General features: G+C 40.9%; 28 protein-coding genes. 8 read left to right on the top strand and 20 right to left on the bottom strand.

Annotated elements, in window-relative coordinates; translation table 11 throughout:
- Positions 1-139 precede the first annotated feature (139 nt).
- Together speB and speE are read right to left on the bottom strand one after the other, a co-directional pair.
- On the bottom strand, positions 140-1012 hold the full coding sequence (speB, locus tag F7731_RS16615; protein WP_151535954.1) for an agmatinase: 873 nt from the start codon (positions 1010-1012) through the stop codon (positions 140-142).
- Positions 1013-1097: 85 nt separating this feature from the next.
- Positions 1098-1925, bottom strand: a complete 828-nt coding sequence (gene speE, locus F7731_RS16610) for a spermidine synthase (protein WP_151535921.1) — start codon at positions 1923-1925, stop codon at positions 1098-1100.
- Positions 1926-2262: 337 nt separating this feature from the next.
- On the opposite strand from speE, the gene F7731_RS16605 reads away from it, so the two are divergent.
- The gene (locus F7731_RS16605) at positions 2263-4323 is read left to right on the top strand and encodes a transglycosylase domain-containing protein (protein WP_151535920.1); all 2061 of its coding nucleotides are present in this window, start codon (positions 2263-2265) and stop codon (positions 4321-4323) included.
- A 211-nt stretch (positions 4324-4534) separates the two neighbouring features.
- Here the strand turns inward: F7731_RS16605 and F7731_RS16600 are convergent, their stop codons facing one another.
- On the bottom strand, positions 4535-5047 hold the full coding sequence (locus tag F7731_RS16600) for a YwhD family protein (RefSeq protein WP_151535919.1): 513 nt from the start codon (positions 5045-5047) through the stop codon (positions 4535-4537).
- Positions 5048-5144: 97 nt separating this feature from the next.
- Complete coding sequence (locus F7731_RS16595) at positions 5145-5801, bottom strand: site-2 protease family protein (protein ID WP_151535918.1); 657 nt, start codon at positions 5799-5801, stop codon at positions 5145-5147.
- Between the two features lie 504 nt (positions 5802-6305).
- On the opposite strand from F7731_RS16595, the gene F7731_RS16590 reads away from it, so the two are divergent.
- Positions 6306-6494 carry a 2-hydroxymuconate tautomerase gene (locus F7731_RS16590; protein ID WP_151535917.1) on the top strand — a complete coding sequence of 63 codons (189 nt, stop codon included), beginning with the start codon at positions 6306-6308 and terminating at the stop codon, positions 6492-6494.
- Between the two features lie 145 nt (positions 6495-6639).
- Here F7731_RS16590 and F7731_RS16585 read toward each other — a convergent pair whose 3' ends face one another.
- From F7731_RS16585 to F7731_RS16575, 3 genes are all read right to left on the bottom strand, one after another.
- Positions 6640-7149 carry a YwgA family protein gene (locus tag F7731_RS16585; RefSeq protein ID WP_151535916.1) on the bottom strand — a complete coding sequence of 170 codons (510 nt, stop codon included), beginning with the start codon at positions 7147-7149 and terminating at the stop codon, positions 6640-6642.
- A 22-nt stretch (positions 7150-7171) separates the two neighbouring features.
- Entirely contained in the window at positions 7172-8485 is a 1314-nt protein-coding gene (locus tag F7731_RS16580; protein WP_151535915.1) for an HD domain-containing protein, read from the bottom strand.
- 599 nt (positions 8486-9084) lie between these two features.
- Positions 9085-9309, bottom strand: coding sequence for a YuzB family protein (locus F7731_RS16575; RefSeq protein WP_151535914.1), 225 nt, complete (start codon positions 9307-9309; stop codon positions 9085-9087).
- Between the two features lie 321 nt (positions 9310-9630).
- Here F7731_RS16575 and F7731_RS16570 point away from each other — a divergent pair, with 321 nt between their 5' ends.
- Positions 9631-10362 carry an RsfA family transcriptional regulator gene (locus F7731_RS16570; RefSeq protein WP_151535913.1) on the top strand — a complete coding sequence of 244 codons (732 nt, stop codon included), beginning with the start codon at positions 9631-9633 and terminating at the stop codon, positions 10360-10362.
- Between the two features lie 336 nt (positions 10363-10698).
- On the opposite strand, the gene lipL is transcribed toward F7731_RS16570, so the two are convergent.
- Positions 10699-11535: an octanoyl-[GcvH]:protein N-octanoyltransferase gene (lipL, locus tag F7731_RS16565; RefSeq protein WP_151535912.1), complete on the bottom strand. Its 837-nt coding sequence runs from the start codon at positions 11533-11535 to the stop codon at positions 10699-10701.
- 221 nt (positions 11536-11756) lie between these two features.
- A complete protein-coding gene (pta, locus tag F7731_RS16560; RefSeq protein ID WP_151535911.1) occupies positions 11757-12731 on the bottom strand; it encodes a phosphate acetyltransferase in 975 nt (324 codons plus the stop codon).
- 284 nt (positions 12732-13015) lie between these two features.
- On the opposite strand from pta, the gene hemQ reads away from it, so the two are divergent.
- Entirely contained in the window at positions 13016-13762 is a 747-nt protein-coding gene (gene hemQ / locus F7731_RS16555) for a hydrogen peroxide-dependent heme synthase (RefSeq protein ID WP_151535910.1), read from the top strand.
- A gap of 377 nt (positions 13763-14139) precedes the next feature.
- Positions 14140-14625: a spore coat protein GerQ gene (gene gerQ, locus F7731_RS16550; protein ID WP_246197242.1), complete on the top strand. Its 486-nt coding sequence runs from the start codon at positions 14140-14142 to the stop codon at positions 14623-14625.
- A 275-nt stretch (positions 14626-14900) separates the two neighbouring features.
- Here gerQ and F7731_RS16545 read toward each other — a convergent pair whose 3' ends face one another.
- The 5 genes from F7731_RS16545 to F7731_RS16520 all read right to left on the bottom strand — a co-directional run bounded on the left by F7731_RS16545 (position 14901) and on the right by F7731_RS16520 (position 18189).
- On the bottom strand, positions 14901-15272 hold the full coding sequence (locus F7731_RS16545) for a DUF423 domain-containing protein (RefSeq protein WP_151535909.1): 372 nt from the start codon (positions 15270-15272) through the stop codon (positions 14901-14903).
- A 132-nt stretch (positions 15273-15404) separates the two neighbouring features.
- On the bottom strand, positions 15405-15674 hold the full coding sequence (locus F7731_RS16540) for a YwdI family protein (protein WP_151535908.1): 270 nt from the start codon (positions 15672-15674) through the stop codon (positions 15405-15407).
- A gap of 634 nt (positions 15675-16308) precedes the next feature.
- Positions 16309-17328: a MoeB/ThiF family adenylyltransferase gene (locus F7731_RS16530; protein WP_151535906.1), complete on the bottom strand. Its 1020-nt coding sequence runs from the start codon at positions 17326-17328 to the stop codon at positions 16309-16311.
- Between the two features lie 185 nt (positions 17329-17513).
- On the bottom strand, positions 17514-17744 hold the full coding sequence (gene moaD / locus F7731_RS16525) for a molybdopterin converting factor subunit 1 (RefSeq protein WP_151535905.1): 231 nt from the start codon (positions 17742-17744) through the stop codon (positions 17514-17516).
- Entirely contained in the window at positions 17737-18189 is a 453-nt protein-coding gene (locus F7731_RS16520; RefSeq protein WP_151535952.1) for a molybdenum cofactor biosynthesis protein MoaE, read from the bottom strand. The genes moaD and F7731_RS16520 overlap by 8 nt, the downstream gene beginning before the upstream one ends.
- Positions 18190-18486: 297 nt before the next feature.
- Between F7731_RS16520 and F7731_RS16515 the strand changes: the two genes are divergently transcribed.
- Both F7731_RS16515 and F7731_RS16510 read left to right on the top strand, forming a co-directional pair.
- Positions 18487-18672 (top strand): hypothetical protein, encoded by a 186-nt coding sequence (locus F7731_RS16515; protein WP_246197241.1) that lies wholly within the window; start codon positions 18487-18489, stop codon positions 18670-18672.
- 220 nt (positions 18673-18892) lie between these two features.
- Positions 18893-19768 carry a DMT family transporter gene (locus tag F7731_RS16510; protein ID WP_151535904.1) on the top strand — a complete coding sequence of 292 codons (876 nt, stop codon included), beginning with the start codon at positions 18893-18895 and terminating at the stop codon, positions 19766-19768.
- A 57-nt stretch (positions 19769-19825) separates the two neighbouring features.
- Here the strand turns inward: F7731_RS16510 and mobA are convergent, their stop codons facing one another.
- From mobA to F7731_RS16480, 6 genes are all read right to left on the bottom strand, one after another.
- Entirely contained in the window at positions 19826-20422 is a 597-nt protein-coding gene (mobA, locus tag F7731_RS16505) for a molybdenum cofactor guanylyltransferase (RefSeq protein ID WP_151535903.1), read from the bottom strand.
- A gap of 267 nt (positions 20423-20689) precedes the next feature.
- Positions 20690-21418, bottom strand: a complete 729-nt coding sequence (locus F7731_RS16500) for an ABC transporter permease (protein ID WP_151535902.1) — start codon at positions 21416-21418, stop codon at positions 20690-20692.
- Positions 21419-22129: an ABC transporter permease gene (locus tag F7731_RS16495; RefSeq protein ID WP_151535901.1), complete on the bottom strand. Its 711-nt coding sequence runs from the start codon at positions 22127-22129 to the stop codon at positions 21419-21421. It lies immediately after the preceding gene.
- Positions 22129-23043 (bottom strand): ABC transporter ATP-binding protein, encoded by a 915-nt coding sequence (locus F7731_RS16490; RefSeq protein WP_151535900.1) that lies wholly within the window; start codon positions 23041-23043, stop codon positions 22129-22131. The genes F7731_RS16495 and F7731_RS16490 overlap by 1 nt, the downstream gene beginning before the upstream one ends.
- Positions 23044-23187: 144 nt before the next feature.
- On the bottom strand, positions 23188-24558 hold the full coding sequence (locus F7731_RS16485; protein WP_151535899.1) for a HAMP domain-containing sensor histidine kinase: 1371 nt from the start codon (positions 24556-24558) through the stop codon (positions 23188-23190).
- Positions 24555-25226 carry a response regulator transcription factor gene (locus tag F7731_RS16480; protein WP_151535898.1) on the bottom strand — a complete coding sequence of 224 codons (672 nt, stop codon included), beginning with the start codon at positions 25224-25226 and terminating at the stop codon, positions 24555-24557. The genes F7731_RS16485 and F7731_RS16480 overlap by 4 nt, the downstream gene beginning before the upstream one ends.
- A 146-nt stretch (positions 25227-25372) precedes the next feature.
- Here F7731_RS16480 and pdxK point away from each other — a divergent pair, with 146 nt between their 5' ends.
- The gene (gene pdxK / locus F7731_RS16475) at positions 25373-26200 is read left to right on the top strand and encodes a pyridoxine/pyridoxal/pyridoxamine kinase (protein ID WP_151535897.1); all 828 of its coding nucleotides are present in this window, start codon (positions 25373-25375) and stop codon (positions 26198-26200) included.
- Positions 26201-26595 lie beyond the last annotated feature (395 nt).

Genomic DNA, 26595 nt, shown 5'->3' with positions numbered 1-26595 from the left:
GATGTTCTGGACACGGTTTATGGATTTTACCGATTCTTGTCAAAAAACTGATTTGACACTTATTTAAAGAATGGAAAAAAACGGAGACCTTTGTCTCCGTTCTTTATCTACTTTTGTCTAGCTCAGCGTTTACGTATTTCTACTTTACCCAGCCGAGAATCATTTCGCGGATGAGCTTACTTGCTGTATTAGCTGTTTGTTCTGATGGATCGTAAATAGGTGCGACTTCAACAAGGTCACAGCCAACTACTTTTACATTAGAGCGGGCAATCTCGTGAATAGATGCGAGTAGCTCCTTTGAAGTGATACCGCCTGCGTCAACGGTTCCTGTTCCAGGAGCGTGTGCAGGGTCAAGCACATCAATATCAATTGTTACATACACTGGACGTCCTGCAAGCGTCGGCAGGATTTCTTTTAACGGCTCTAACACTTCAAATTTAGAAATATGCATGCCGACTTCCTTCGCCCATTGGAATTCTTCCTTCATGCCGGAACGGATGCCGAAAGAGTAAACATTTTGCGGTCCAATTAAATCACAGGCTTTGCGGATTGGCGTTGAATGGGATAATGGCTCCCCTTCATAATTCTCGCGCAAATCAGTATGAGCATCCATGTGGATGATAGCAAGATCAGGATATTTTTTGGCCATTGCACGAATAACTGGCCAAGAAACTAAGTGTTCTCCACCCATTCCAATTGGGAATTTATCTTCCGCTAATAGCTTATCAATGAATTCCTCAATCAAAACAAGGCTTTTTTGCGCATTTCCGAATGGCAGCGGAATATCCCCTGCATCAAAATATTTTACTTCTTCTAGTTCACGATCTAAGTAAGGGCTGTATTCCTCAAGACCAATCGACACTTCGCGAATACGAGAAGGACCAAAACGAGAACCCGGACGGTAACTAACTGTCCAGTCCATTGGCATGCCGTAAATTACAGCTTCACTTTCTTCATAATTTGGATGGCTTTTTATAAATACATTGCCAGAGTATGCTTCATCAAAACGCACCACTGTCATCCCTCGTTCATCTATATTTTTAGGGGCAAAATGCATGCCCCTTTATCTCATTATTTAAATCTGCAATTTTTTAGACTTATTCTACTAAATCCTTCACAAATTTCGGTAATACGAATGCTGCATGATGAAGCTCTTTCGTATAGTATTTTGTTTCGATTTCATGGAAGCGCTCTTCGCTCACAGCTAGTGGATCATGCTTTTTCGAGCCAAGTGTGAACGCCCACATGCCACTTGGATATGTTGGGATATTCGCTACATATAGACGTGTAATCGGGAAAATTTCCTTAACGTCCTTTTGCACATTGCGGATTAAATCTGCTTTAAACCAAGGGTTGTCCGATTGTGCAACGAAAATTCCGTCTTCCTTTAAAGCTTTAGCGATTCCCGCATAGAAGCCTTTCGTAAAGAGGTTTACAGCTGGACCAACAGGCTCAGTTGAGTCAACCATAATAACATCGTATTCGTTTTCGCTTTCAGCAATATGCATGAAGCCGTCGCCGACCTGAACATCTACACGCGGATCATCAAGCATACCAGCGATTTCTGGAAGATATTTTTTAGAGTACTCGATTACTTTTCCATCAATATCAACAAGAGTTGCTTTTTTCACGCTTGGGTGCTTTAGAACTTCACGGATAACCCCACCGTCACCGCCGCCAACAACTAACACATTTTCAGGGTTAGGATGTGTGAATAACGGCACATGCGCTACCATTTCGTGGTACACAAACTCGTCCTTCACAGAAGTCATAACCATGCCATCAAGTAAAAGCATATTTCCCCATTCTTCTGTTTCTACCATTTCTAGCATTTGAAAATCAGTTTGTTCTGTATGTAAAGTACGTTTTACCTTCATCGTAATACCAAAATTCTCTGTTTGCTTTTCAGTAAACCATAGACCCATTTTGTAAACCATTCCTTCCGTAAAATATCATTTATTTTCCCGCAGCGCCCTATCACTATGACGCCATTCGCATATCTTCTTTATATTTCCCAATCTAAATTATTACAAACATGAGAAAAAGTATAGATGAATCTAGCAAAAATGCAAGAAAAATTTGCAATAGATTAAACGAAAATGTTTAAAACGAACGGTTTTTTTCAATACTAAGGAGAGATGTAATTTTTGCCAGGGTAATTCTAGTAAATCTCATCGAGTTTACTCCATTACATCAAGGCTTGCTCAAAAAATCCGATGACGATTTCGTTTTACATAAAATAGGAGAGGTGGTGGTATTCACATGGAAATTATGACGAATCAGCGTTTTAGAAAAGCTGGGAAATATTTGCGGGCGATAATCATTTTGAGTCTTATTGCTTTTGCCCTTGCGGTTATTATGATTGCGGGTGTTTTACTTTATGCTAAGATCCTTGGGCCGCCGCCGCTTGCTGTTCCGCAATCCACGTTATTTTATGCAAATGATGGTACTGTCATTGGGGAAAGTCATAATGGACAGAAGAGATATTGGGTAGATCTATCGGACATTAGCCCATACTTAGTGGATGCCACCATTTCCATTGAGGATCGGAAATTCTACTCCCATCACGGTTTTGATTTCATTCGAATTGGCGGTGCGGTCCTTGCCGATGTGAAAGCAATGGCAAAGGTGCAAGGGGCCAGTACGATCAGCCAGCAATATGCTCGAAATTTATTTCTTGCCCATGAAAAAACATGGACGCGGAAATTAAAAGAAGTCTTTTATACCATTCGTCTCGAGATGAATTATTCGAAGAAAGAGATTCTAGAAGGCTATTTAAATACGATTTACTATGGGCATGGAGCATACGGGGCCGAAGCTGCGAGCCAGTTCTTTTTTGGAAAAAGCGCCAAGGACCTGACTCTTGCGGAGGCTTCAATCCTTGCTGGCGTTCCTAAAGGGGCCAGCATCTATTCCCCGCTTGCATCGCTTGAAAATGCCCAACGACGTCAGAAAATCATCTTGAATACGATGGTCGCCAATGATTTTATTAAAAAAGAGGCTGCTGAGGATGCCTTGAATGAACCGCTTACTATTATTGGCAAGCATCCGCATACAAAGCTACAAACCGCGCCTTATTTTCAAGATGCTGTCCGCCAAGCTTTAAAGACAGAGCTGAAGCTAGATGACCGAACCATTGCGTTAGGCGGATTGAAGGTTTATACGACGCTTGATTTAAAACAGCAGGAAGCCGCCGAGCAAACAGTAGAAGAAATCATCGACAAGGATTCTGAAATTCAGGCTGCCCTTGTTTCAATGAATCCGAAAAATGGCCATGTAAAAGCGATGGTTGGCGGAAGAGATTATACGGAGAGCCCTTTTAACAGAGCTGTCCAGGCCATTCGCCAGCCCGGCTCAACGATCAAGCCATTACTCTACTATGCTGCTCTAGAAAATGGCTTTACTCCTTCTACTTTAATGAGAAGTGAGCAAACTACTTTCCGATTTGACGACGGAAGAGCGGATTATATGCCGAAAAACTTTAATAGCCAGTATGCGGATGGCGATATTACGATGGTTCAGGCTCTCGCCCTTTCGGATAATATTTTTGCCGTCAAAACTCATCTTTTTCTCGGAATGGATACGCTCGTTAATACTGCTAAAAAATTTGGGCTCTCGACAAAAATGAATCCAGTCCCATCGCTTGCCCTTGGTACTTCTGGTGTGCGGGTTATCGAGATGGCTAATGCCTATAGCCTTTTTGCCAATGGAGGAAAAAAGGTATCACCAGTCTTAATCACCCGAGTCGAAAATTACCACGGGGATATTATTTACGAGCAATCGAAGGAAGCCATCCCTGTTTTGCGCCCAGATTTGACGTATGTTATGACGCAAATGCTGACAGGAATTTTTGATCCGAAGCTGAATGGGTATACAAGCGTGACAGGAAGATCGGTCATTGACGACATGACTCGTACATATGCCGGAAAGTCGGGGTCAACAGATACGGACAGCTGGATGATTGGCTATTCTCCGCAGGCCGTATCAGCCGTTTGGACCGGCTATGATAAAGGAAAAACAATCACCCGAACGGCGGATAAATCTTATGCCAAAAATATTTGGGTTCAATTTATGGAGAAAGCACATGAAGAATTGTCAGTTAAGGGCTTTAAGCCCGTTAAGGGGACTGTTGGCGTGTTCGTGAATCCTGAAAACGGCAAGCTGGCAACCGATCAGTGCCCAATTAAGCGCCTCACCTATTTCGCTGAAGGGACAGAACCAACCGAATATTGCACCGATCATCTATTATATCAGGAAGAAGCACCCGCCAAAAATGGAAAACCCGCGAAGAGGCCTTGGTACAAGAGAATTTTTGGCAGATAAAAGTTGCCTTTTGACTTTAGCGAAATATCGATGGACAAAATCCACTAAACGAAAAACCTCGTGCACAGCGGCCCGAGGTTTTTCGTGTCCTAGCTTTATAAAGTGCCATCACACTGTTAAATAGTTTACTTTTTTTATTGGATTTGGGCAAGTAGTTCGAAATTTAAGTCAATAATCTGTCACATTTTCGTCATAAAAAATTAAATATTTGTTAATTTGCTTGCAAATCATCCTTCAATTGTTGTAGAGAGCGTTCCCACATGCCTGCATCGTGGTTTTTCAAAAAGTCTTCAAGGATCTTTTTCGATTTGCTGTCCATATGGTCAACAATAATATGGCGTTTAATCGATTTATCCATTCGATTCACATGCTCTGGCAGGGATTTATAACCTCTGCGGATTTCGCGATCGACCGTCATTTCACATGCAGTTACTCCAGCATAATAAGGTCCCTCTTCTTTCCGATCAATCGTGACCCAAATAAGCCAATAAGGCTTTCCATTAGGCACCTCCTCCTTATTAGGAAGGAATTTAATGCCTCTCTCTACTGGACTACGAGCATGCAATGCACCTACTTCAATCGCCGCTTCACTCGCCTCCACATCAATAATCACGGGCGACACATTATTCAAGCTTAACGCACCTACCCCAAATCCTCCATGCCCATCAGTTGAATCATTTTTTATAATATTAAACCCGATTTTTTTCTTCTTTTTCTCTTCCATTCTAAGATCCTCCTTAAAAGAAAGTTATTCATGCATTATATAAAAATCACTTTTAATGGATGCGTGCAATTTGCCAAAGTTGTTTTAAAAAAGCCGATTATAGAAATATCCCGCTAAAGAAATTACCTAACATGTCGCCAATTACAGGAAGAACATAATAAAATATCGGCGAAATGGTATATTGGCTAAGCGGTGTAATAACAAGAATAATGAAAATGAGCGAGCCGTATGCCTCTAGCTGCGTTAGGCGCGGCCTCACCGATTTAGGTGCTAAATCTTCCACAATCCGATACCCGTCTAACGGCGGAAGCGGAATTAAGTTAAATATAAATAAGACTAAATTCAAATGAATAAAGACATTAAAGAATTCCGGTACAAACGCTGGAACTCCCGCTGCTAACCCCATTCCAACGATTGCATACCAAATCATGAAGCCAAGACTCGCCATGATGAAATTGCTTATCGGCCCTGCGATCGATACGGAAATTCCTGCAATCCGGGGATTCTTAAAGAAAAATCTGTTCACGGGAACAGGCCGAGCCCAGCCAAATCCTGCAATAAAAATGAGAATCGTGCCAATCGGATCTAAATGCTGGATTGGATTTAACGTCAATCTCCCTTGATTTTTCGCTGTCGGATCGCCGAATTTATAAGCGACATATGCATGAGCAAACTCATGAACGGTAAAAGCAATCATTAATGTAATCGCAACATAAGGAATTTCCTTTAATGAATAGGCCAGAAAGTTTTCCAACAGTCATATCCCCTTTTTTAGAGGTTATTCAAAAAGTCCGGGAAAAAAAGCTGTCGAATTTCTGCAAATCTAGTTCCAGTGCCTAGCCCCTCGAGGTCATAAGCCATCTTACTGCGTGGCTAAAAAACAGGCCACTACGTAAGCCGTCTTATGCTTGTCGGGGCTGATCAAGGCACTTCCACCTTTTTAAGTCAGCTTGCTTCTCCGCTCCTCACGTATTAAAAGCATATCCTCGAAAAAGAAGAGCGCTTTTTCTTCGTGCGAGGAGAATGCTTCGAAGCGACCAGCTAGCGTTCCGGTGCTCGAAGGCTGCACTTCCTTGAACTTCTCGGCTCTTTTTGTCCTCCTTTTTGAACACACACTTTTAGACTATAGAAAAAGTATACATGATTTAACATACAAAGTGAAAAGGATCTAACCCGTAAGATAAACACTTGCGTATTTTTCTGAAATATGAAAAACTACAAACATTGAAAGAAAAGAATAGAAAAGGAGACATTTACTATGCCATATGTAACAGTAAAAATGCTTGAAGGCCGCACTGAGGAGCAAAAGAAGTCACTCGTAGAAAAGGTAACAGACGCTGTTAGCGAAACAACAGGGGCACCGAAGGAAAAGGTTGTTGTATTTATCGAGGAAATGACTAAAAACCATTATGCAGTCGCCGGGAAACGTTTAAGCGACGAAGAATAATAAGAAAAGCGGAAGCGCCTTGAACAGCCCCGACAAGCACAAGACGAGCCTCACGGAAAGGTGTTCTTTACCTTTCTGGGAGGATTGGCTTGTGACCTCGAGGGGCTAGGCGCTGGAGCTAGACAACAAGAAAAAGCCGCGCACTTTAGTGCACGGCTTTTTCTCTTAAGCTTTCAATATATTGATAAGCTATTTCCACTTCTTCCTCTGTATAGCGTTGCTTGCTTTTTAATGTAAAGACCTTTTCCTTCACTTCTGCTTTAGGAAGGTTGTCAAAAAACAATATAGTCGAAACAAGTTCAAGAAATCTTGCATTTTGGCTGTTCATATCAGTCAAGCATTCTTGAAGTTTAGGCATGGCGACTTCGTTATGAAGACTTAAAAATTCACGGCCGTTCTCTGTTAAAGTATATCGATACTGATAATAGCCGCCCTTCTTCTCCTTCACTTCATCTAAAAAGCCCATATTGCAAAGCTCTTCAACACGTAAAGTGAGCTCTTCTGAGTACGGACCATAAAAATGAAATTGAAATCTTTCTTGAAAAGGAAAATCTAATTTTTTTGCGATATATACCATCTTTTGCAGCCTTTTCCGTCCAATCACTTCCTCTGATGCTGCAATAGCATGAATAATTTTAGCATGATCTTTTAACAAGATTCGTCATCTCCTACTCCATTTAATACCGTGACTCGTCTATTTCTAACAGCTTGCAAATTTCTTTCTTGACCGCTGGTGCTGTTGAATGGTCTTTAACAAAATCAGCTGGATAATACAATTTATGATCCGTTCTTCTTTTCCCAGAAATCGCATCGACAATTTCCGATTCTCGGGAAAGCTCTCGAATCTCGCCATTTTTCATTAATAAATGAATCGGCAGCCGCTCCTCCTCTTCTCCCGGACGGTAAAAGTCATAAGGAAGATCGGATGAGGAATCAACAACAAGATAATATTCCGGATCAATTCCTGCTTTTGCAAACAGGCCGGACAGTTCAGCCAGCTTTTTATATTCCTTTGCTGGGTCAAACTCAGCATATTTAAATAAATTGCGATTCATAAAGCGGCGGCAAAGGTCCTTCAAAATGGTATCCTCTTCCTCCTGCCACATTTGAAAATAATAAAGAATAATGGCTTCATCAAGTTTAATATAATCTTCAACTGTGATTTTTCCATTAAACATAGAGGAAAAATGATACGGATAGGATTTAAAGGAATAGCCTTGGCTTAGTAACGCTTTGGCACGATGCAAAATTTTCGTTAAAATAACCTCTGCACTTCGCGTAACAGGGTGAAAGTAAACTTGCCAATACATTTGGTACCGGCTCATAATATAGTCCTCAACCGCGTGCATGCCGCTTTGTCTAAATACAACCTGGTCTTCTCCTGGCTGCATCACACGCAAAATCCGCTCCATATCAAAATGGCCATAGCTAACCCCTGTAAAATAGGCGTCTCTTTGTAAATAATCCATGCGGTCAGCATCAATCTGACTGGAAATTAAGCTCACTACTAACTTGTTTTTCGATGTTTTCGCAATAACTTCTGCAACCTTCATAGGAAAATCCGGACTAATTGTTTTCAATACTTTATGAACCTCAGTGTCTCCGAGAATAATAGCTCTTGTAAAATGCTCGTGGTCGAGGTCAAAGACTTTTTCAAATGAATGGGAAAATGGACCATGTCCTAAATCGTGGAGTAATGCTGCGCATAGGGAGAGGAGCCGATCATCTTCATTCCATTCCGGCCTGCCAAAAAAGACATCATCTGCAATTCGCCGAATAATCTCATAAACCCCTAATGAATGATTAAAGCGGCTATGTTCAGCACCATGGAAGGTTAAATATGTAGTTCCTAGCTGCTTGATTCGTCTAAGACGCTGAAACTCTTTCGTTCCAATTAAATCCCAGATTACTCTATCCCTCACGTGAATATAGCGATGGACAGGGTCTTTAAATACCTTTTCTTCACGCAATTTCTCCACCGGATATGCCATCTTTTACCTCCGATTTTCTGATGTGTCTCTATTATATCCCGATTCCCACAACAATTCACTACAGAAATTCTGTCATTTCTACAGAATTCGACTGAAGCCTAGGTGTATAAAGGTTAAAAAGGTTTTGGGAAATTTATTACTTTTTTTGGAATTTGCTAAACCGCGATTAATAGGCTAAAAACGTTGATTTTTCCCGATTTTGGGCAATCGATATGTATCCCTTTTACCGTGGAACGTGCTTTTTCCCAGCTACGGGCAATGGAGACACGATCCTTTTACCGCGAAACGTCTTTTTCCACTGCTACGGGCAATGGAGACGCACTCCTTTTACCGGGGGACGACTTTTCCCACTGCTGCGGGCAATGGAGACACGATCCTTTTACCGCGGAACGTCTTTTTCCACTGCTACGGGCAATGGAGACGCACTCCTTTTACCACGGAACGTCTTTTTCCACTGCTGCAGGCAATGCAAACTCACTCCTTTTACCGCGGACTACCTTTTCTCCAATTAAGCCGTGTAATTGTAAAAAGAAAAAGGCTTCTGCACACTTTTCCCGCCCAAATAACTCAGAAAAACAAAAACCACCTCAAAGGTGGTTTTACTTTTTAAGCTTTTTGTTTATTTTTTCCATTAATTCTTCTTCCGTTAAACCGGCTAATGGACGATTATTCACGAATGCAAATGTTTTCTTTCGGCCTGGTCCGCAGTAGGACTGGCAGCCAATCTCAATACTCGCGTCCGGATCTATTTTCTTTAATAGAGGGATTAATGTTTTTAAATTCACACCCTGACAATCGTCGCAAACACGAAATTCGTTTGCCATATATATTACAACCCTTTCTACGGTCGAACGTGTAAATATTTATCGTTCATATATAAAATGAGCCAATGCGGCTACAAATAATTATTGTCCTTGCTGTATTTTACAGCTTCTTTCCTTTCAATGCAAGTTGCCCACATTATCTGGCAGTGAAATACGTTGCTAGAACATATGAATCTAAAGGGTATACATTACCTATCTAGTGAAAAACGAAAGAAAATAAAAAAATCTACTATCCTTATAATTCTCTTTGTATATTTTTCTTCTGAACTGTCCATCCTTAGATTAAGGAGTAAAAATGCAAATGAATTGGGAGTTGAGGAAATGAAAGTTCGTCAAGATGCATGGACGGAAGAAAATGATTTATTACTAGCGGAAACGGTTTTAAGACATGTGAGAGAAGGAAGCACACAATTAAATGCTTTTGAGGAGGTTGGTGATAAGCTCGACCGTACTTCGGCAGCGTGCGGATTTCGCTGGAATGCTGTTGTGAGGCATCAATACGAGAAAGCACTGCAGCTTGCGAAAAAGCAACGGAAACAAAGACATCGACTGCTTGGAAAGGAACAAGGTGGCAAGAAGAAGCTACTCTATTCCCCTCCAGTACCATCTGTGGCTGAAGTAGAATCTGTTACGACAACCGCCTTAATGATGGAAGCAGCTGAGGAACAAGCCGAGACAATGGAAATTATCGAAGCGCTGCCAGTCCCTTACTATTCTGAGGAAACGAGCTATTCAGGGGGAACCGAGATGAACCTTGATCATGTGATTGCTTACTTACAAACTTTAAAACATTCGAGTATTCAATTAGATATATTAAAAAATGAGAATGAAAGATTGAAGCGTGAGAATGCGCAAATTAAGAGCCGCAATGAAGAACTGGAAGGAAGAATTAGTCAGCTTGAAGAGAATTCAGACACGATCCAAGAAGATTACGAGACACTGATGAAAATTATGAATCGTGCCCGTAAGCTCGTCCTCTTTGAAGAAGAAGAGAGACCCGCCACCAAATTCAAAATGGACCGAAATGGAAACTTAGAGAAGGTTGCGGAGTAAAAAGAAAAGCGGAAGCGCCTAGGAGAGGGGAACTTCGACTAAAAACTGCCACGTCCTGTGGCAAACGTCGAAGTCAGCACATCCTGTGCAAGTCCGGCAAGCATAAGGCAAGCTGGCGAGAAGGTTGTACTTCACCTTCTTGACAGATTGACTTATGACCTCGAGGGGCTAGGCGCTCCTCCTAAAAGCTAACGCTTTTACTCGTGCGATGATAATCGCTACCGTAGCATTCCTTGTGGAGCTAGACAATAGAAAAAGTTCCAAGTTGGGAGTAAGGAGAAAGACAGCATATTCTCGATTAAGAAAAGCCGCAACAATTATGTTGACGGCTTTTCTTTATTTTCCTTCCCCTAGCACCTTTTCATTTCGTTCGACGATTCGTTTATGATAAGCATCAAACAATGCCATTTCTTCGCCTGTGAGCTCGCCTGAAAACAGATAGTTTGCTTTCTTTTTCAAGGCTTGCAAAAAGCGAAGCATCACATCTTGAATCGATAAGTTTGTTTGTAATAGTTCAGATAAGGAGGCCATGACTGAAGGCTTGATATTTGGATATTGAAATTTTGTGTCTACGTCTTTTTTGGAAATGGAATAAAAACGACCAATTTTTTCCGCACGGGCACTTCCGCTTCTATTGACACAAAGATAAATTTGCACAGCCACTCCATTTCGTAGGCGCCTTTGCGAAATCCCAGCAAACTTTTGATCATTTATACTTAAATCATAGCTCCCCGGACAATAGGATCCGACAATCTCTTTCGCTTCTATTTCAATATGAAAATCGAAAAACATTTCTTTTATGAGCATCCACATAGCGTCATAGCCCCGATTAATATCGATGCCTTTAACATTTTCCGAGAAAACAAGGGTTAAATTTAATACACCTTCATCCAAAACAACAGCAAGTCCGCCAGAGTTTCGTACGATGACACGATACCCTTCGCTTTCCAAATAGTCGATTCCCTCATCAAGATAAGGCAGCTTCGTATCCTGAATCCCTAGTACAATTGTATTATCGTGAACCCATGCTCTTGCAGTTGCTGGAGCCATGCCACCTCCAACTGATGCGCACAATGTATCATCCAATCCAAATGAATAGGTCGCATGTAAGTGAACGGCTAACGCCGATTGATCGATGATTCTCCATTTTTCTTGCAGTAAAAGGTCATTCATATTAAGTTCTCCTTTTTAGAGGATACTTTTCTAGTATAAAAATACATTTTATTAGTTGCTTTCAAACCATTTATGGGTGACTTTCATACTTTTATCGGCCACTTTCCCTATATATCGGCGACTTCTGGCCACCCCACATTATATCAGCTAAAAAGCTGAAAAAAAAGAGCCGAACAATGATGATCAGCTCTACTCTAATATCCTCATTTTAGCAAATAGCTTTAATCATTCAAAGCTTGCATCGCCGTAATCAATGCTAGCCTATAAACATCTTCTTCACTGCACCCGCGGGAAAGATCATTGACTGGCTTGTTCAAGCCTTGTAAAATCGGCCCAATTGCTGAAAAGTTCCCGAGACGCTGAGCTATTTTATAGCCAATATTACCCGCTTCTAGATTTGGGAAAACAAAAACATTGGCGTCGCCTTGAATTGGCGAATCCGGCGCCTTTTTCTTAGCGACAGATGGAACAAACGCCGCATCAAATTGAAATTCCCCATCAATCAATAGGAGTGGATTCCGTTTCTTCGCCTCATTTACAGCCTCTGACACTTTTTCTGTTTCCGGAGATTTGGCGGATCCTTTCGTTGAGAAGCTTAGCATCGCTACTCGTGGCTCGATATCGAACATTTTTGCTGTTTTCGCCGTCTCAATCGCGATTTCCGCTAAATCTTGGCTATCTGGGGCAATATTAATGGCGCAGTCAGCAAAGAGATACTTCTTATCCTCGCGAACCATGATGAAAACACCAGATGTTTTTCGTACCCCTTCTTTTGTTTTTATAATTTGCAATGCTGGCCGGACGGTATCAGCAGTTGAGTGGGCAGCCCCGCTTACAAGTCCATCTGCTTTATTCCTATAAACGAGCATCGTTCCGAAGTAAGTTTCATCTAAGAGAATTTTCCTCGCTTCCTCTTCCGATGCTTTTCCCTTTCTTCTTTCAACAAAAGCTACTATGAATTCATCTATTATTACAGATTTAGGATCGTAGATTTCTGTCCCAGCAAGGGAAAGATTTAACTCCAGCGCTTTTGCCATAATCTCTTCTCTCTTGCCAATTAAAATAGGGATGATGATATTTTCTGCAGCTAACCTTTCAGCCGCTGTTAAAATTCGTGGATCCGTTCCTTCTGAAAAGACAATTTTAATATTTTTTCCCTCTACCTTGTCTTTTAGCTTTCGAAATAAGTCAATCATTTGCATTCTCCTCATCAGGAACTTTGATAATGATATATTTTTATTATCCTCGCACTTTTTATATTTTCCTATGTTTAAATGATGACAATAGCTCCCTTTAACAAAATATCCACAATTTCGTCACACTATACTGACTTCGTGCTGGTTTTTGAGTTTTATTAGGAGGTTAATTGGAGAAACTATGTTATAGTAATGTTGATATTAAAGGAAGCCTCGCTTTTGGGAGTTAGTGATGACCTACTCCATTGCTTCCACATTTCTAGTACATAATAGGAGTGATCGTTATGAATGAAGCAGCAAAAACGCTCGAAGGCTGGTATTGTTTGCATGACTTCCGTGCCATTGATTGGACGACTTGGAAAATGACTTCAAATGAAGAGCGCCAAGCAGCTATTCAAGAGTTTTTATCCCTTGTTGATAAGTGGAACGGGGTTCAAAGCGAGAAAAACGGCAGCCATGCATTATATACAATTGTTGGCCAAAAAGCAGATTTTATGATGATGATTTTACGACCAACTTTAGAAGAATTAAACGAAATTGAAAATGAGTTCAATAAATCAAAACTTGCCGAATATACAGTTCCTGTTTATTCTTATGTATCAATAGTTGAATTAAGTAACTATCTTCCATCTGATCAGGATCCTTATCAAAGCCCTGAAATTTTGGCTCGCCTTTACCCGATCTTGCCGAAAGCTAAGCATGTTTGCTTCTATCCAATGGACAAACGCCGCCAAGGCAATGATAACTGGTATATGCTTCCGATGGAGGACCGCCGTAATATGATGCGCAGCCACGGCATGATTGGCCGCCAATATGCTGGCAAGGTAAGACAAGTTATTACCGGGTCTGTCGGTCTTGATGATTACGAATGGGGCGTCACTCTATTCTCTGATGAAGCTCTTCAATTCAAAAAACTTGTTTACGAAATGCGCTTCGATGAAGTAAGTGCGCGTTACGGCGAGTTTGGAGCCTTCTATATTGGAAACCTGCTAGAAGAGGATCAAGTTGCTAAGCTTCTTCATGTAAATTAATTCATTCTACTCCCAGATGAAAATCTGGGGGTTTTTTGTTTTTCAAACAAATTACTATATATATCCCTCAGCCCACAACCTATCTAAACTTGTTTTTTTCCTCTTAATAAAATGTCATAAATGAACATGCCCCCTCATACTCATGAAATAGTGAGTGATACTTCATATTTATTAAGTCTTTGCCTGTTTTTCTTAAAAGAAAAGTTTCTAACATTCTCTCAAAAGTTGCGCTTCCCTTGTGGAATTACTCTACCTTATTAATGCATGGGGACGGAGTTTGGTATGAATATATAGCTCCACTCCAACAGTCGATCTAAAGGAATTTTTCAATGCGGTCTTTCACGTTTAGTACCATTTTGAGTTTGGGAGGGGAAAAAATGAATCCATCAAATTATAATTCATATGCTGCTGCACCTTACTACGGGTACCAACAGCTTTATTCGGGTATGCAAGCACAGCAACAAAATCCTGTACAAGGAGTCCGGCCTGTGATGCCGCATACTGGGGGTATGGCCATCCCGCCAACTACAGGGATGGGCGCACCTGTTCATGGCCCACAAGTTCCAGGCATGCTGCCAATTGAGCAATCCTATATAGAAAACATCCTCCGTTTAAACAAAGGAAAGCTTGTCACTGTATACGCTACCTTTGAAAACAACAGTGAATGGAATGCGAAGAAATTTGAGGGGATTATCGAGGCTGCCGGTAGAGATCACGTGATTTTAAGTGATCCTCAATCAGGAATGAGATATTTAATTCCAATGGTTTATGTTGATTATGTAACCTTTTCTGAACCGATTGAATATGAATACCCTGGATTCACAGCGCCCCCTGGACTATTGTCGCAATATAGCCCAAGGTAATGACAAATTAAAGCTAATGATAGAAACGCAAGGTTATTTTACTAGCCTTGCGTTTTTCATAGTCTTTTATTGGTTAGCTTTTTAGGTGAACATCTTGGAAAACACGTGTTAATAGGCGGTCATGACTGCTTTAGACGGAGAACTTGATAAACCCATTCTATAAAGTGCTCATTCTTTCATGACAGACACATTTCAAGATATTTTAATGAAAGAAGCCATCCAGTAAGTCATAAAAATCCGACTTTCTGGACAGCCCCATTTTTTTTAAATCCCTCTTATAAATACTTCACCGCAGCAATAATTACTAGCACCCAGGCAACTAAAAAGGCTACTCCGCCAAGTGGAGTGATAGCACCCAGTACACTTATTTTTGTAACCGTTAATATGTAAAGACTGCCTGAGAAAAGAATAATTCCGATGAACATCATCCAGCCGGACCAAGATAATAATGAGCTCGCTGGTACTTTGCCAAGCAGTATTCCAATGACTAAAAGCCCTACTGCATGAAACATTTGATAATGTACGCCTGTTTTCCAAATTTCTAAATACTTCGGTTCCACTGTTTTCTCGAGACCGTGTGCTCCAAATGCGCCTAATGCCACTGACAGTAAAGCATTTAATGCTCCTAGAATAATAAACAACTTCATGTTCATTCCCTCACAATATTTATTGACTTTTTTAATATCGAACTAAATTCGCCCTACTGAATGAGAGCTCTTTAAAATTCATCCTACCAGCTAGAAAGTAGGAAGCTATAAGCTTTCATCGAACCGATAATTTTAAAAATCAAACAATGATTCGCCGTTTGCATCATCATCCATTTCCATTCGCTTTACCTGTTGAATGGATGATGACTGCACCTGCTGTGTGGTAGGCGGGACATAAGAGGAAAAAGCCTCCTTATTTTGTGCCGGTTCATCAAGAATCAATTCACAAAGTGCTTTAATGGCATGAACTCTTTCTCGCAGCCTAGCAGAAGTTGCACTCCCCTTTGCTTCTTTTAATTCTTCTTCCATTTTCCAGAGCAGTTGCTGGACAGAAATATTCAATAAAATCACCTCTTCGGTATAGTGACACTTCATTCAGTGGGGGGTCCTTTATCCCCCACTGAATGTTAGTTGCGGCCCACAGGATGTGGGTCACGCAGACGTTGCCACAGGACGTGGCGCTCTTAGTCTGCGGTCATTAAATCGGGCCTTTACGGGCAGTTGACCTTCCACTAAACTACCCCGATTCATCTAAAGTTAAGGTGGACGTCTTACTGCCCGTTAATCTGCGGTAAAACTTCTTTTTTCTGTTCAAAACGCAAGCAAGGCTGTCCCGATGCTCGAAACACTTCTATTGAAGGCAGCTTTGCCGTTTTAAACTGAAATGCTTTACACCCTTTCGGAAACCTTTGATCCCAAGTAACATAGAAAAATTCACACTTAAAACAATCCACTCTTTTATTTTTCATTATTTTATTAAGCTCCAAATTATTCAAACTATATTATACATCATAGAAAGTGGAATTTCGATTAAACGCACCTTTTGGGAAATTCTGTATGTTCCACGTGAAACATAGCGATTACTGTTGGAAAACATGGGAAAATGCGTAAATTTTGTCGATCATCTTTGAAGTTCCTCAAGGAGATAAAAAAAGCCCCAACCATCTTGATTAGGACTTGAATGTAATATCGTACTTTACCCAAGCAAGCGCTGGTAAATAGCCTTCGCTTGTGTTAAATCTTTTGTACCATGGATTAACGCACGTCCATCTTTGAAAATAACAAGGCGCTGCTCCTCCATTTCGATTGAGAGTAAATACGGATTTCCCTTTACAGAATAGCCAAGCGCTTTTAGTTGGCGGGACAAATCACCTAAATGAATATCGTGCTGGTGGGGCGGACGGATTTGTACGGTATCCCTTCCACAAAGGACTGTAGATTTCATCATATTTTCACTGTCGAGATATGGATAGGTCCGATTTTCTCCGCAAGAAAGGCAGCCTGAATCCTTCGCCTTCGAAACCTTCATACTAGAATATTGATTGCGCCATAAATCAAAGCTGACGAAAGAGGTTCGTACAGCATCCCAATCTTCGACAAGAATTTTCAAAACTTCAGCCGATTGGTGTGAGATGACCATTTGTACAGCCGGGGCAATGATCCCTCCTGTGTCACATGTCATCCCCTGAATCGGAATCGTCTTCAACAAACAATTCAAGCATGGTGTCTTTCCAGGAATGACCGTTAGGCTCATGCCAAAGCTGCCGACACAGCCCCCATAAATCCAAGGGATCTGATGCTTTTGTGAAATATCATTGATCATCATTCTTGTTTCAAAATTATCTGTTGCATCGATGATGACATCAACGCCTTCAACGAGATCTTCCATTTTTTCAGGAGTCGCATCCGTAATCACTGCATGAATTTGTACCTCTGAGTTAATGGCCTGCAGGCGCTTTGCCGCCGCAGCCGCTTTCGGAAGCTTTGCCTCTACATCCTCTTCAGTATAAAGCTGCTGGCGCTGAAGATTGCTTGCCTCCACATAATCGCGATCCACAATCGTTAGCTTGCCTATCCCCGCTCTCGTTAATATTTCAGCATTTCCCGATCCAAGCGCCCCCGCTCCGATCATAAGGACATGCTTTGTTCGGATTTTCTCCTGCCCCTCTATTCCAATATGCGGAAATAAAGTTTGCCGGGAATATCGATCATCCATCATCAAAACTCCTTTTAGATAGAAAAGCGCAAGCGCCTTGATCACCCCCGAGAAGCACAAGACAATCCTCACTGAAAGGTGTTCTTTACCTTTCTGGGAGGGGTGGCTTGTGACCTCGAGGGGGTAGGCGCTGGAGCTAGACATTTCTCTAACTTCAAAAAATTATACTTTATACTTTTTTCTCATTACCCTCCGCTAACCGGAGGAATAAAAGCAATGGCATCGCCTTGTTGAATCACTTCTTCATCGGAAGCAAATTCCTCATTAATGGCTGTCATCACATTCGTCAATGCAATCTCATACTTTTCTGAAATAAATTCCTTCAGTTCGGCGACAGTTTTGCCGTTCAAATCAAGCTGAATAGTTTCCTCACCAACGGCATCACGCAAATGGGCAAAAAATAAGATTTTATTCATTTAAGTCCCCCTCCTCCGGTTTTCCAGTTGGATACGCAACGGTTTCAAGCTGGTTGCCAATCCATTCCTCGCCGTCTTCCCAATGCTCTTTTTTCCAAATCGGGACGATCTCCTTGATTCGCTCAATGGCATATCGATTGGCTTCATAAGCATCTGCCCGATGGGGGGTTGAAACCGCAATTACTACAGCAATATCTGTAATATCGAGCTTCCCAACGCGGTGCGAAATCGCTACCTCCACCCCGCTCCAACGCTCCTTTATTTCATTGCCGATTTGCTCAAGTTTTTTTACCGCCATTGGTTCATAAGCCTCATAAATTAAATACGTTGTCTTTTTTCCATGAGTTAATTCTCGAACGGTGCCAATAAAGGTTGTAATTGCGCCCGCATTTCTTTGCACAACCTTATCAATCACGTCTTGTATGACAATCGGTTCCTTTGACATTTCGTAAAAGCTCAAAATATTCGCTCCTTTTTATGATTCTATCTCAAACATACCAAATTTCTAAAGGGATTCCAAAGGTTTACTACAATGGCTCCTATTAAAATAATTATATTAAGAATCATGAGCTATTTTCGTGTTAAATGAAACATTTAGCGTTATATTTTTAATTCGATACACATGTAGATATTACGCCTCTTTCGTTTTCGAGCAAAGAAGGGTTTTCCGAAAGATTTATTGAAGTAATAGAGGTGTGTTTTTGTAAAGTTTCAGGCTATGAAAAACTTAAGGAGAAAAATTATGGGATTATTTTTTTGGCCATTTATGATTGCCTCTATTATCCTCTCGTTTATTGCTTTAGTTTTGAAGAAGCCCATTTTACTTGTGATATCTTGCCTGCTCATCACGCCACTATCACTCTACTTAGCTGCAACACCACGTTTTGAATGGTGGGGACTGATCTTTCCATTCTATCGGCGTTGTTAATCTCCCCAAACATTTTCCTAGTTGGATGGCTTTGGTATATTGTATTAAATCAATAATGATTTCAAATTAATACAGCGATTGCACTCCCCTAATATCAAAGGCACTATGTTATGTTGACAATAGTCAGGTTATGCCAGTCCCTTTCATAGGCAAAAAAGCTGTTTTTTTTATCACAAAAATGATACTTATTATAATAATAACTTCATAGGAGAGGGATTAGATGTATGCAAAACTAAAGTTTGCTATCTCCATGGCCATATTCGGTTCAATCGGTTTATTTTCGGAAAAAACAGGTTTGCACTCGATAGAATTAGTTTTTATACGATGTCTTAGTGCAAGTATTCTTTTAGGGACCATATGGGGATTTAGTACACTAACAACAAAGCAAAAGAGGGATCCTATTCCTCGACGGGAGTATTTACTTGCCTTACTATGCGGATTATTCCTAATCATCAATTGGGTCTTTTTCTTTCGTTCTTTAGAAGTGATGTCGATTACTGTTGCCGTATCGATTTATCATTTAGCGCCAGTAATTGTGCTCCTTTTAGGCTCTTTCCTCTTTAAAGAAAAAATATCGGGAATGGGATTGGTCTTTTTCTTTGTTTGTCTTTCAGGAACATTATTAGTTGGAGGCATTCACCAACACACAAGTATGGCTGGATTTTTATCAACGGGTGTTTTATGGGCGTTTGCGGCTGCCCTCTTCTACGCTCTTACTTCGATCACAGGAAAGGGCATTCAATTGCTCAACCCTTTGTTAACAACCGTTATTCAAACGAGTCTCGGTGTTTTATTACTGATGCCACTTGTGGATTGGTCGTACTTTACTCAACTAACCTGGGAAAACTGGTTCTATATTCTTATGACAGGATTTATTCATACTGGCTTTGTCTATTACTTGTTTTTCGATAGTTTGCGTGAATTAAAGGCACAAACCATTGCTATTTTAGTCTTTGTTGATCCAGTCGTCGCCATCTTACTTGACGTATCCATTTTGAGCTACCGTCCTGATATGTACCAGCTGCTCGGAATCCTGCTCGTGTTTGTGGGGATTAGTTACTCTCCTAAAAAGGAAAGAAGGTTGAAAGCGGCGTAAAAAAGTGCCTGTGCACTCCCCGATATTCGATTAAATCGGGAGTGGCAGGCACTTTTTTTAAAAATCAGCATCTATCTTTTTCGCCTTTTCAAATTCCTCTGGATGATTCATATTAAAAAGATGCTTCTCATGAAAAATAAATTTTAGGTCTTGAAGATCGTTCTCTGTCACAAATTTCGTCTTAATATTGTTTAAAAACTGCCTAATGCGGAGCTCTTGCTTTTGCAAGGATTGAGTAACTTCATCTAGAGCATCTTTCCGGTAAGTGGCAAACAAAGGGTGAAGCTGACCAGTAATAATGGGGACAGCAGCCTGATTTTCATCAAGGAAGTCAAGCAAAACCCCGCCTAATTGGGCTGATATAAACGGCATGTCACAAGCTACAACAAGGTTTTTTTCCGTACTTGAGGCGTTCAGCCCAGCATGAATGCCAGCGAGCGGCCCCATATCCTGCCACTGATCACAGACCATCGGAAGCCCTAAAAATCGATAATCTTCATATGAGTTCGTGACAATAATAATTTCCGAGACTGTCCCCTTTAGCTCAGAAACAATTTTTTCAACAACCGTCTTTCCGCCAATTTTAAGCAGTGCCTTATTCGTCCCCATCCTACTTGACTTGCCGCCAGCTATAATAATTCCGGTTGCTTGCATGATTAAACACCTGCCTATTATTAAAATTGCTGTCGATACATCATTGCTTGTCTATCCGTTTTCTCATATCTTCATTTAAGTATACTCTTTGCCGTCTTATAAGGCTTAATTTTATTCTGCTATGTTGGAGGAAGCTGAGCTAGTTTTTTGGCAAGTATCCATCTCTACTACGTATAGGGGCCGAAAAGCATCGGTTCTAAAACTGATGCTTTTTCCCTTAATTTAATTAGGTTTTACTTTTGTCCCCTAATAGAGAGACCTAGAATACTAAACTTCCTTTCTCTGAAAATAAATAAAGCCTGATACAAAAAATAGCACAAGCCCGCCAAGTATAACTATCATCAGGGTTCCCAATGGAACATTCAGCGCTCCGAAGCTATCTCCTGCCCCAGGCATCATTAGCAGGAAGGGCTGACCCCACGGATAATAAGGACCGAATTTCTCTGAATTGACGACTAAAATATTTGGCAGGGTAAAGATGACATTGATGGCTAATGGCGTGGCAAAGCTGGACCAAGCAATTGAGACAAACAGCTGCAGGGCAGCGAGCGGCAGGCAGGCAATCCACCCTCCAATGACACTTGTTGCAATCATCTTCCATGGAATAGCAGCTTCAAACCCTTGAAGCTGTCCAATAATTAGGAGCCCTGCAGTGAATAAAATTTGAGTTAGTGCAAGCAAGCCCACCACTAAAATGAATTTCGTAATAAATACATTGCCTCTTGAAACTGGCATAGCCAGCAGCTGCTTCCACCCTCCTCCTGTATGCTCATAGCGGCAGACGAATGCAGAGAAAACACCTGTTAGTAAGGGCAAAAAAAGCAATGCATGCAGAAAAACCATGATACTTAAAGTCATTTCCCATTGATAAGCAAGGGAATCCCTTGAGATTTCACCTAGTCCGGTTAATGAGGCGAGAATGGGGCTAATAAAAATGAGCAGCCAAATCGATGATTTCCGCAGCTTTAAAAATTCCGACCGCAGCACTTTTCCCATTTATTGCACATCCTTTCTTCCAAAATCAATCGTCCCCAGCAAATAAATAATGAGCCCGAGACCAAGCCCAGCCAGCGCAGAGTAAAGCGGTGAATTCCAGCTTTCATTTAAGTAAAGCCAATTCCATGGAAACCAATCAGGAAAATCGAAGTAACCCAGTGTAACAATTGTGCTTAAAATCCCTATCGTTAAAGGAATCGCTTGATTCTTTATCGTAACCGACAGCCAAAGCTGAAAGGCCATAAAGGGCATGGCTGCGAAATATGTGAAATAGGCCATTTTTAGCAGGCTGAGAATGGGCATATCTGTGCCAAACTTTAAACCAATTCCTAAAATGATGATCCCAACAAAAAGCAATGTACTTGAAAGAAATAATAGAATCGCAGTAATCATAAATTTCCCTGTAAACGCCCGCAATCTTGAAATCGGCAATGCTAAGAGCTGCTTCCATGCGTTTGTCTGATGCTCAATGCCCGCAATCATCGACGAAATAATGGTCAACCCAAGCATAAGAGCGGGGATAGCTAAAAAGCTAGCTTGCCCAATAAGCCCTCCCCACAGGTCAGCCTCATAAATCTTCGTTAAATAATCATATCGGAGGCCATAGTTGACCGCTTCAAGCGCCACAACGCCAAAGGGTCCGAGAAAAATAAGAAACCAAATCATTTTTCGCTTCATTTTAATGAAGTCAGACATGAGGTTCTTTACCATTACAAGCTCGCCTCCCCGCCGGTAAGCTCCAGGAAGATTTCCTCTAATGATTTTTTCTCTTCTTGCACCCGAAACACCGAAATGTGATTATAGACGAGCTCATCAATAACGGCAGAAACCTGTTCGTCAGATGAAAACGGCAAAAATAATCGATTATTTTCCACCTCAGCTTGGATGCCTTTTGACAACAGCAGCCGCCATGCCTGTTCAGTTTCATTTACTTTTAGTAAAATTTTGCTTTGTGATCTTTGTCTTAACGTTTCAATGGAATTTTGGAAAATCATTTTGCCTTTTGAAATGATCCCTACTTGAGTGGCCATTTGATCGATTTCAGAGAGCAAATGGCTAGAAACTAGAATAGTCATCCCATGCTCCTTTGGCATACTCTTGATTAATTCTCTTATTTCCAATATGCCGGAAGGGTCTAGTCCGTTTGTCGGTTCATCTAAAATAAGCAATTCCGGATTTCCTAGTAAAGCAGCCGCAATTCCGAGCCTTTGCTTCATTCCAAGCGAAAACCCTTTAACCGGTCGTTTTGCTTCTTTAGAAAGGCGGACAATGCGCAGGACCTCTTCTATTCTTGATTTTGGAGCATCTAGTAAAATACGAATGGCTTCCAAGTTCTCGTACGCTGTTAAATGACCGTAATAAGAAGGATATTCGACTAATGAGCCTACCTTTTTTAGCACCGAGAGCTTTTCCTTTTTCATGTCCTTGCCAAAAATTCGAATAGAGCCGTATGTCGGCTTCGCTAACCCAAGGAGCATCCGGATCGTCGTAGTTTTCCCCGCTCCATTTGGCCCTAGAAAGCCATAAATTTCTCCTTGTTTAATTTGTAAATTAACTGCTTCCACTGCATAGCGCTTTTTAAATTTCTTTGTTAATTGATTGGTTTCGATAATTAAAACACTCATCTCCATCACCTCAAACTCTATCTTAACCAGCCTTGGTTAAAACGAAGGTGTGGCGAAGTTTAAAATTGGTTTAAATTTTGTGTATCAACTCCAATATTATGCATTCTTTTTACTTATAAATAGGATTTGTTTAGAAAAAGCTGACTAAAACAAGTCAGCTCCTCCGTTTTTCCTCTTTATTCGAATGATCGTTCCCGCTTCACCAGTCTCCACATCCCAACGTAGATTCATATCCTTCAACATGAGGGACACAATGGTCAGCCCTATGCCTGCGCCTTTTCCGGCGGATTCGCCGCTCATTCCTGGTCCACGGTCTGCAATGATGATTTGCTCCTGCCCGATGTCTACCCTCACACCGATATACTTTCCACCCCTCGCATGGCGGTAAATGTTTTGATAAATATTATCCAATACTCGTTCCAGCCATTGCGAATCGATTTCCCAATAGAAGGTTTTCTCTGGGAGCTCCATGTTCATCTCAAAATCGATATCTTCAAAAACTGGGTACCAGGCAGCAAATGAGGTTTTGACGAGCCGGACGATATCTACCTCCTTTGGATGGTACGGGTATTTTCCGGATGTCAGCAATGTATAGGATAATAGATTTTCAATTAATTGGGCTAAATAGCCAATTTTATTATCAATTAAATCAAGCGACTTCTTCCCCTGTTCGCTCAATGGCTCTTTTTTCAAACTGTAGGCATGGCCTCTTATTGTGGTTAACGGTGTTCTTAGGTCATGAGATAAATTGGCAATCAGCTGTCTTCTAAGCGTTTCCTCTTCCAACTCACGCTGCCGCCCTTCTTCAAGCTGATGAACCATTTCATTGAACGATAATTCAAGCTGGCCAATTTCATCTTTTTTCTCCACACTAATCGGATCTGGAAGCCCGTTTTCAGTCGGGCTGGACATCGCCTGCCGAAGCTTTAACAGACGCTTTCTAATTTTGTAAAAGAAGATCCAGGAGATGAAAATAAAAATCGTTAGAACCGCCACAACGGCTAAAACAATCAAATAACTATACTTATCTTGAATACGCTGCCCTGTTGGCAGCATAGCAGAACGAGGAATTTGCATAACCATAAAGCCCTCATTTTTATGTTCACCAATTAAGGCCACAACTGTATAAGGGTCCACTGTTTCTCCCCGATTCTTTTTCATAAAATCGATTGTTTCAGTCGGGGACCATCTGGCTGAAACCGATAAATTCTCAGGGATTGTTAACTTTGTCTCTCCTGCTTCATCAACCCAAAATATAGCTGCTTTATCATACTCTTTTCGAATTTGCTGGAGCTTTTCATTTATTTGTGCCTCTGAAGCACCCGACAAACTTCTTGCTTCTTTATGCCACATTTTTTCTAAGTCCGTGCCATTTTGATATTTATTCGGCTCTTCTACCGTTGCGAAATGTGTATAAAATGTAATGGTCACAAGAAAAAAAGAACCTGGCAAAATCATGATGGCTAGTAAAATAATTAATAAATATTGATTTAATAAAGAGTTTTTTAATTTCATTGCTTCACCCGATAGCCAATTCCCCTAATGGTTTCAATAATTTCAGGAGACCCGGGGTTTTTCTCGACTTTTTCGCGGAGATAGCGGATGTGAACCATTAAGGTTTTATCACCTTCGATATACGGTTCTCCCCAAACCGCTTCATAGATTTGCTCCTTCGTTAAAATCTGGTTTGGATGCCGCAAAAAATGCATGAAAATTTGATATTGCTTGCCTGTCAAAATAATTTCCGCTCCCGAACGGCGATCCAATATTCTATTTTCTAAAAAGTTAACGGTCAAATGCCCTAAGTTCACCTCATTCGAGAGGGAGAGACCTGATCTTCTCATCAATACGTCAATTCTTGCCGCCAATTCATCTGGATGGAAGGGTTTCGTTAAATAATCATCTGCAAATTGCAGGCCATGGAGCTTATCTTCAACAGCCGTCCGGGCAGAAAGCATTAATATGGGGATATGCGGCGCCTCCCTCTTCAACCTTTGGCCAATCGTAAAACCGTCAAGGCCTGGAAGCATTACATCCAATATGACAAGATCAAAATTGGAAACAATATTTTCCGCTCCTTCACCCGATTGTAACCATTGCACTTTAAATCCCCTTTGCTCTAAATCTCCCTTTGTCCAGCTACCAATCTCCACATCATCTTCAATATATAAAATTCTTCTCATTTTCCATCACCTAAATCAATAATAGAGGAAAAATTCTGGAAATAAAAGTATGGAACATTAAAGTTCCGGCAAATAATAATTATTGCTATAATTAAAAAATAGATTAATTATTCATAAATTGAACCTGATATTGGGAGGAAAGTGCAATGACAATGAAAAAGGTTATGACAATTGCTGGCTCAGATACGAGCGGAGGTGCCGGAATCCAAGCTGATCTTAAAACATTCCAGGAGCTTGGTGTATATGGAATGACCGCTTTAACTACGATTGTAACGATGGATCCGAAAAATAACTGGAACCATAACGTGTTCCCAATTGCACTTGATACACTACGCACGCAAATAGAAACGATTCTATCAACGGGAATCGATGCGATGAAAACGGGCATGCTTGGTTCTGTAGAAATCATCGAGCTCGCTGCGCAAACAATCGACGAAAATAAATTAGAAATAGCAGTCATTGACCCTGTGCTAGTATGTAAAGGAGAAGATGAAGTACTTCACCCTGAAACAGCAGATGCGCTAAGAAATATTTTAGTTCCTCGTGCAACCGTTGTTACACCGAACCTTTTTGAAGCGGGACAGCTTGCAAAAACGGGACCAATCAAAACAATCGATGATATGAAAGAAGCTGCGGCAAGAATTCACGAACTTGGCGCTAAAAATGTAGTAATCAAAGGTGGCAGCAAGCTAAACCATGAGAAAGCCGTCGATCTTTTTTATGATGGAAAGGAATTTAAGCTATTAGAATCCGAGCTTATCCAAACGACTTACACACATGGCGCCGGCTGCACATTTGCATCTGCGATTACAGCAGAGCTAGCTAAAGGCAAAACAGTAAATGAAGCTGTTGAAACAGCTAAGGATTTCATCACTGCAGCGATCAATCATGGATTTAAATTGAACCAATATGTGGGACCAACCATGCATGGCGCATACCGCCTATTTGGCGCTGGTCGACCAGAAACGAACTAATATGATTGAACAGGGCCTTTAAAGGGCTCTGTTTTTTTGCACATTAAAATGTATAAATTGTCAGCGGGGAAGTAGATTCGACGTAGCCGCCAATTTTAGGAATTAAGTATAAGTGCAACTAACGCTTCTGTCTTCGCCTTTCCAAGGCTTGCCAATCAGCGAGTTTTCTTTAAGCGTTAATTTCGCTTTTGGGATCTTTTTTTAGTAAAATAATTGGGTAATTGTTAAACAAATTGTTAAGCTAAGATTTATGTGGGTTGGGGATTTTTACAGCATGACGACCGTTTCATGCGGAGTTAGGTCCTAACGATTGCTATGAGATCATCTTAGTAGCTGTTTTATCTTGATCTAACAAACATTCACTAAAACTAAGCATATTTAATATAGTTTGGAAA

Source organism: Cytobacillus depressus (genome assembly GCF_008923245.1).
Lineage (GTDB): Bacteria > Bacillota > Bacilli > Bacillales > Cytobacillaceae > Cytobacillus > Cytobacillus depressus.
This window is presented reverse-complemented; position numbering and strand designations above follow the sequence as displayed.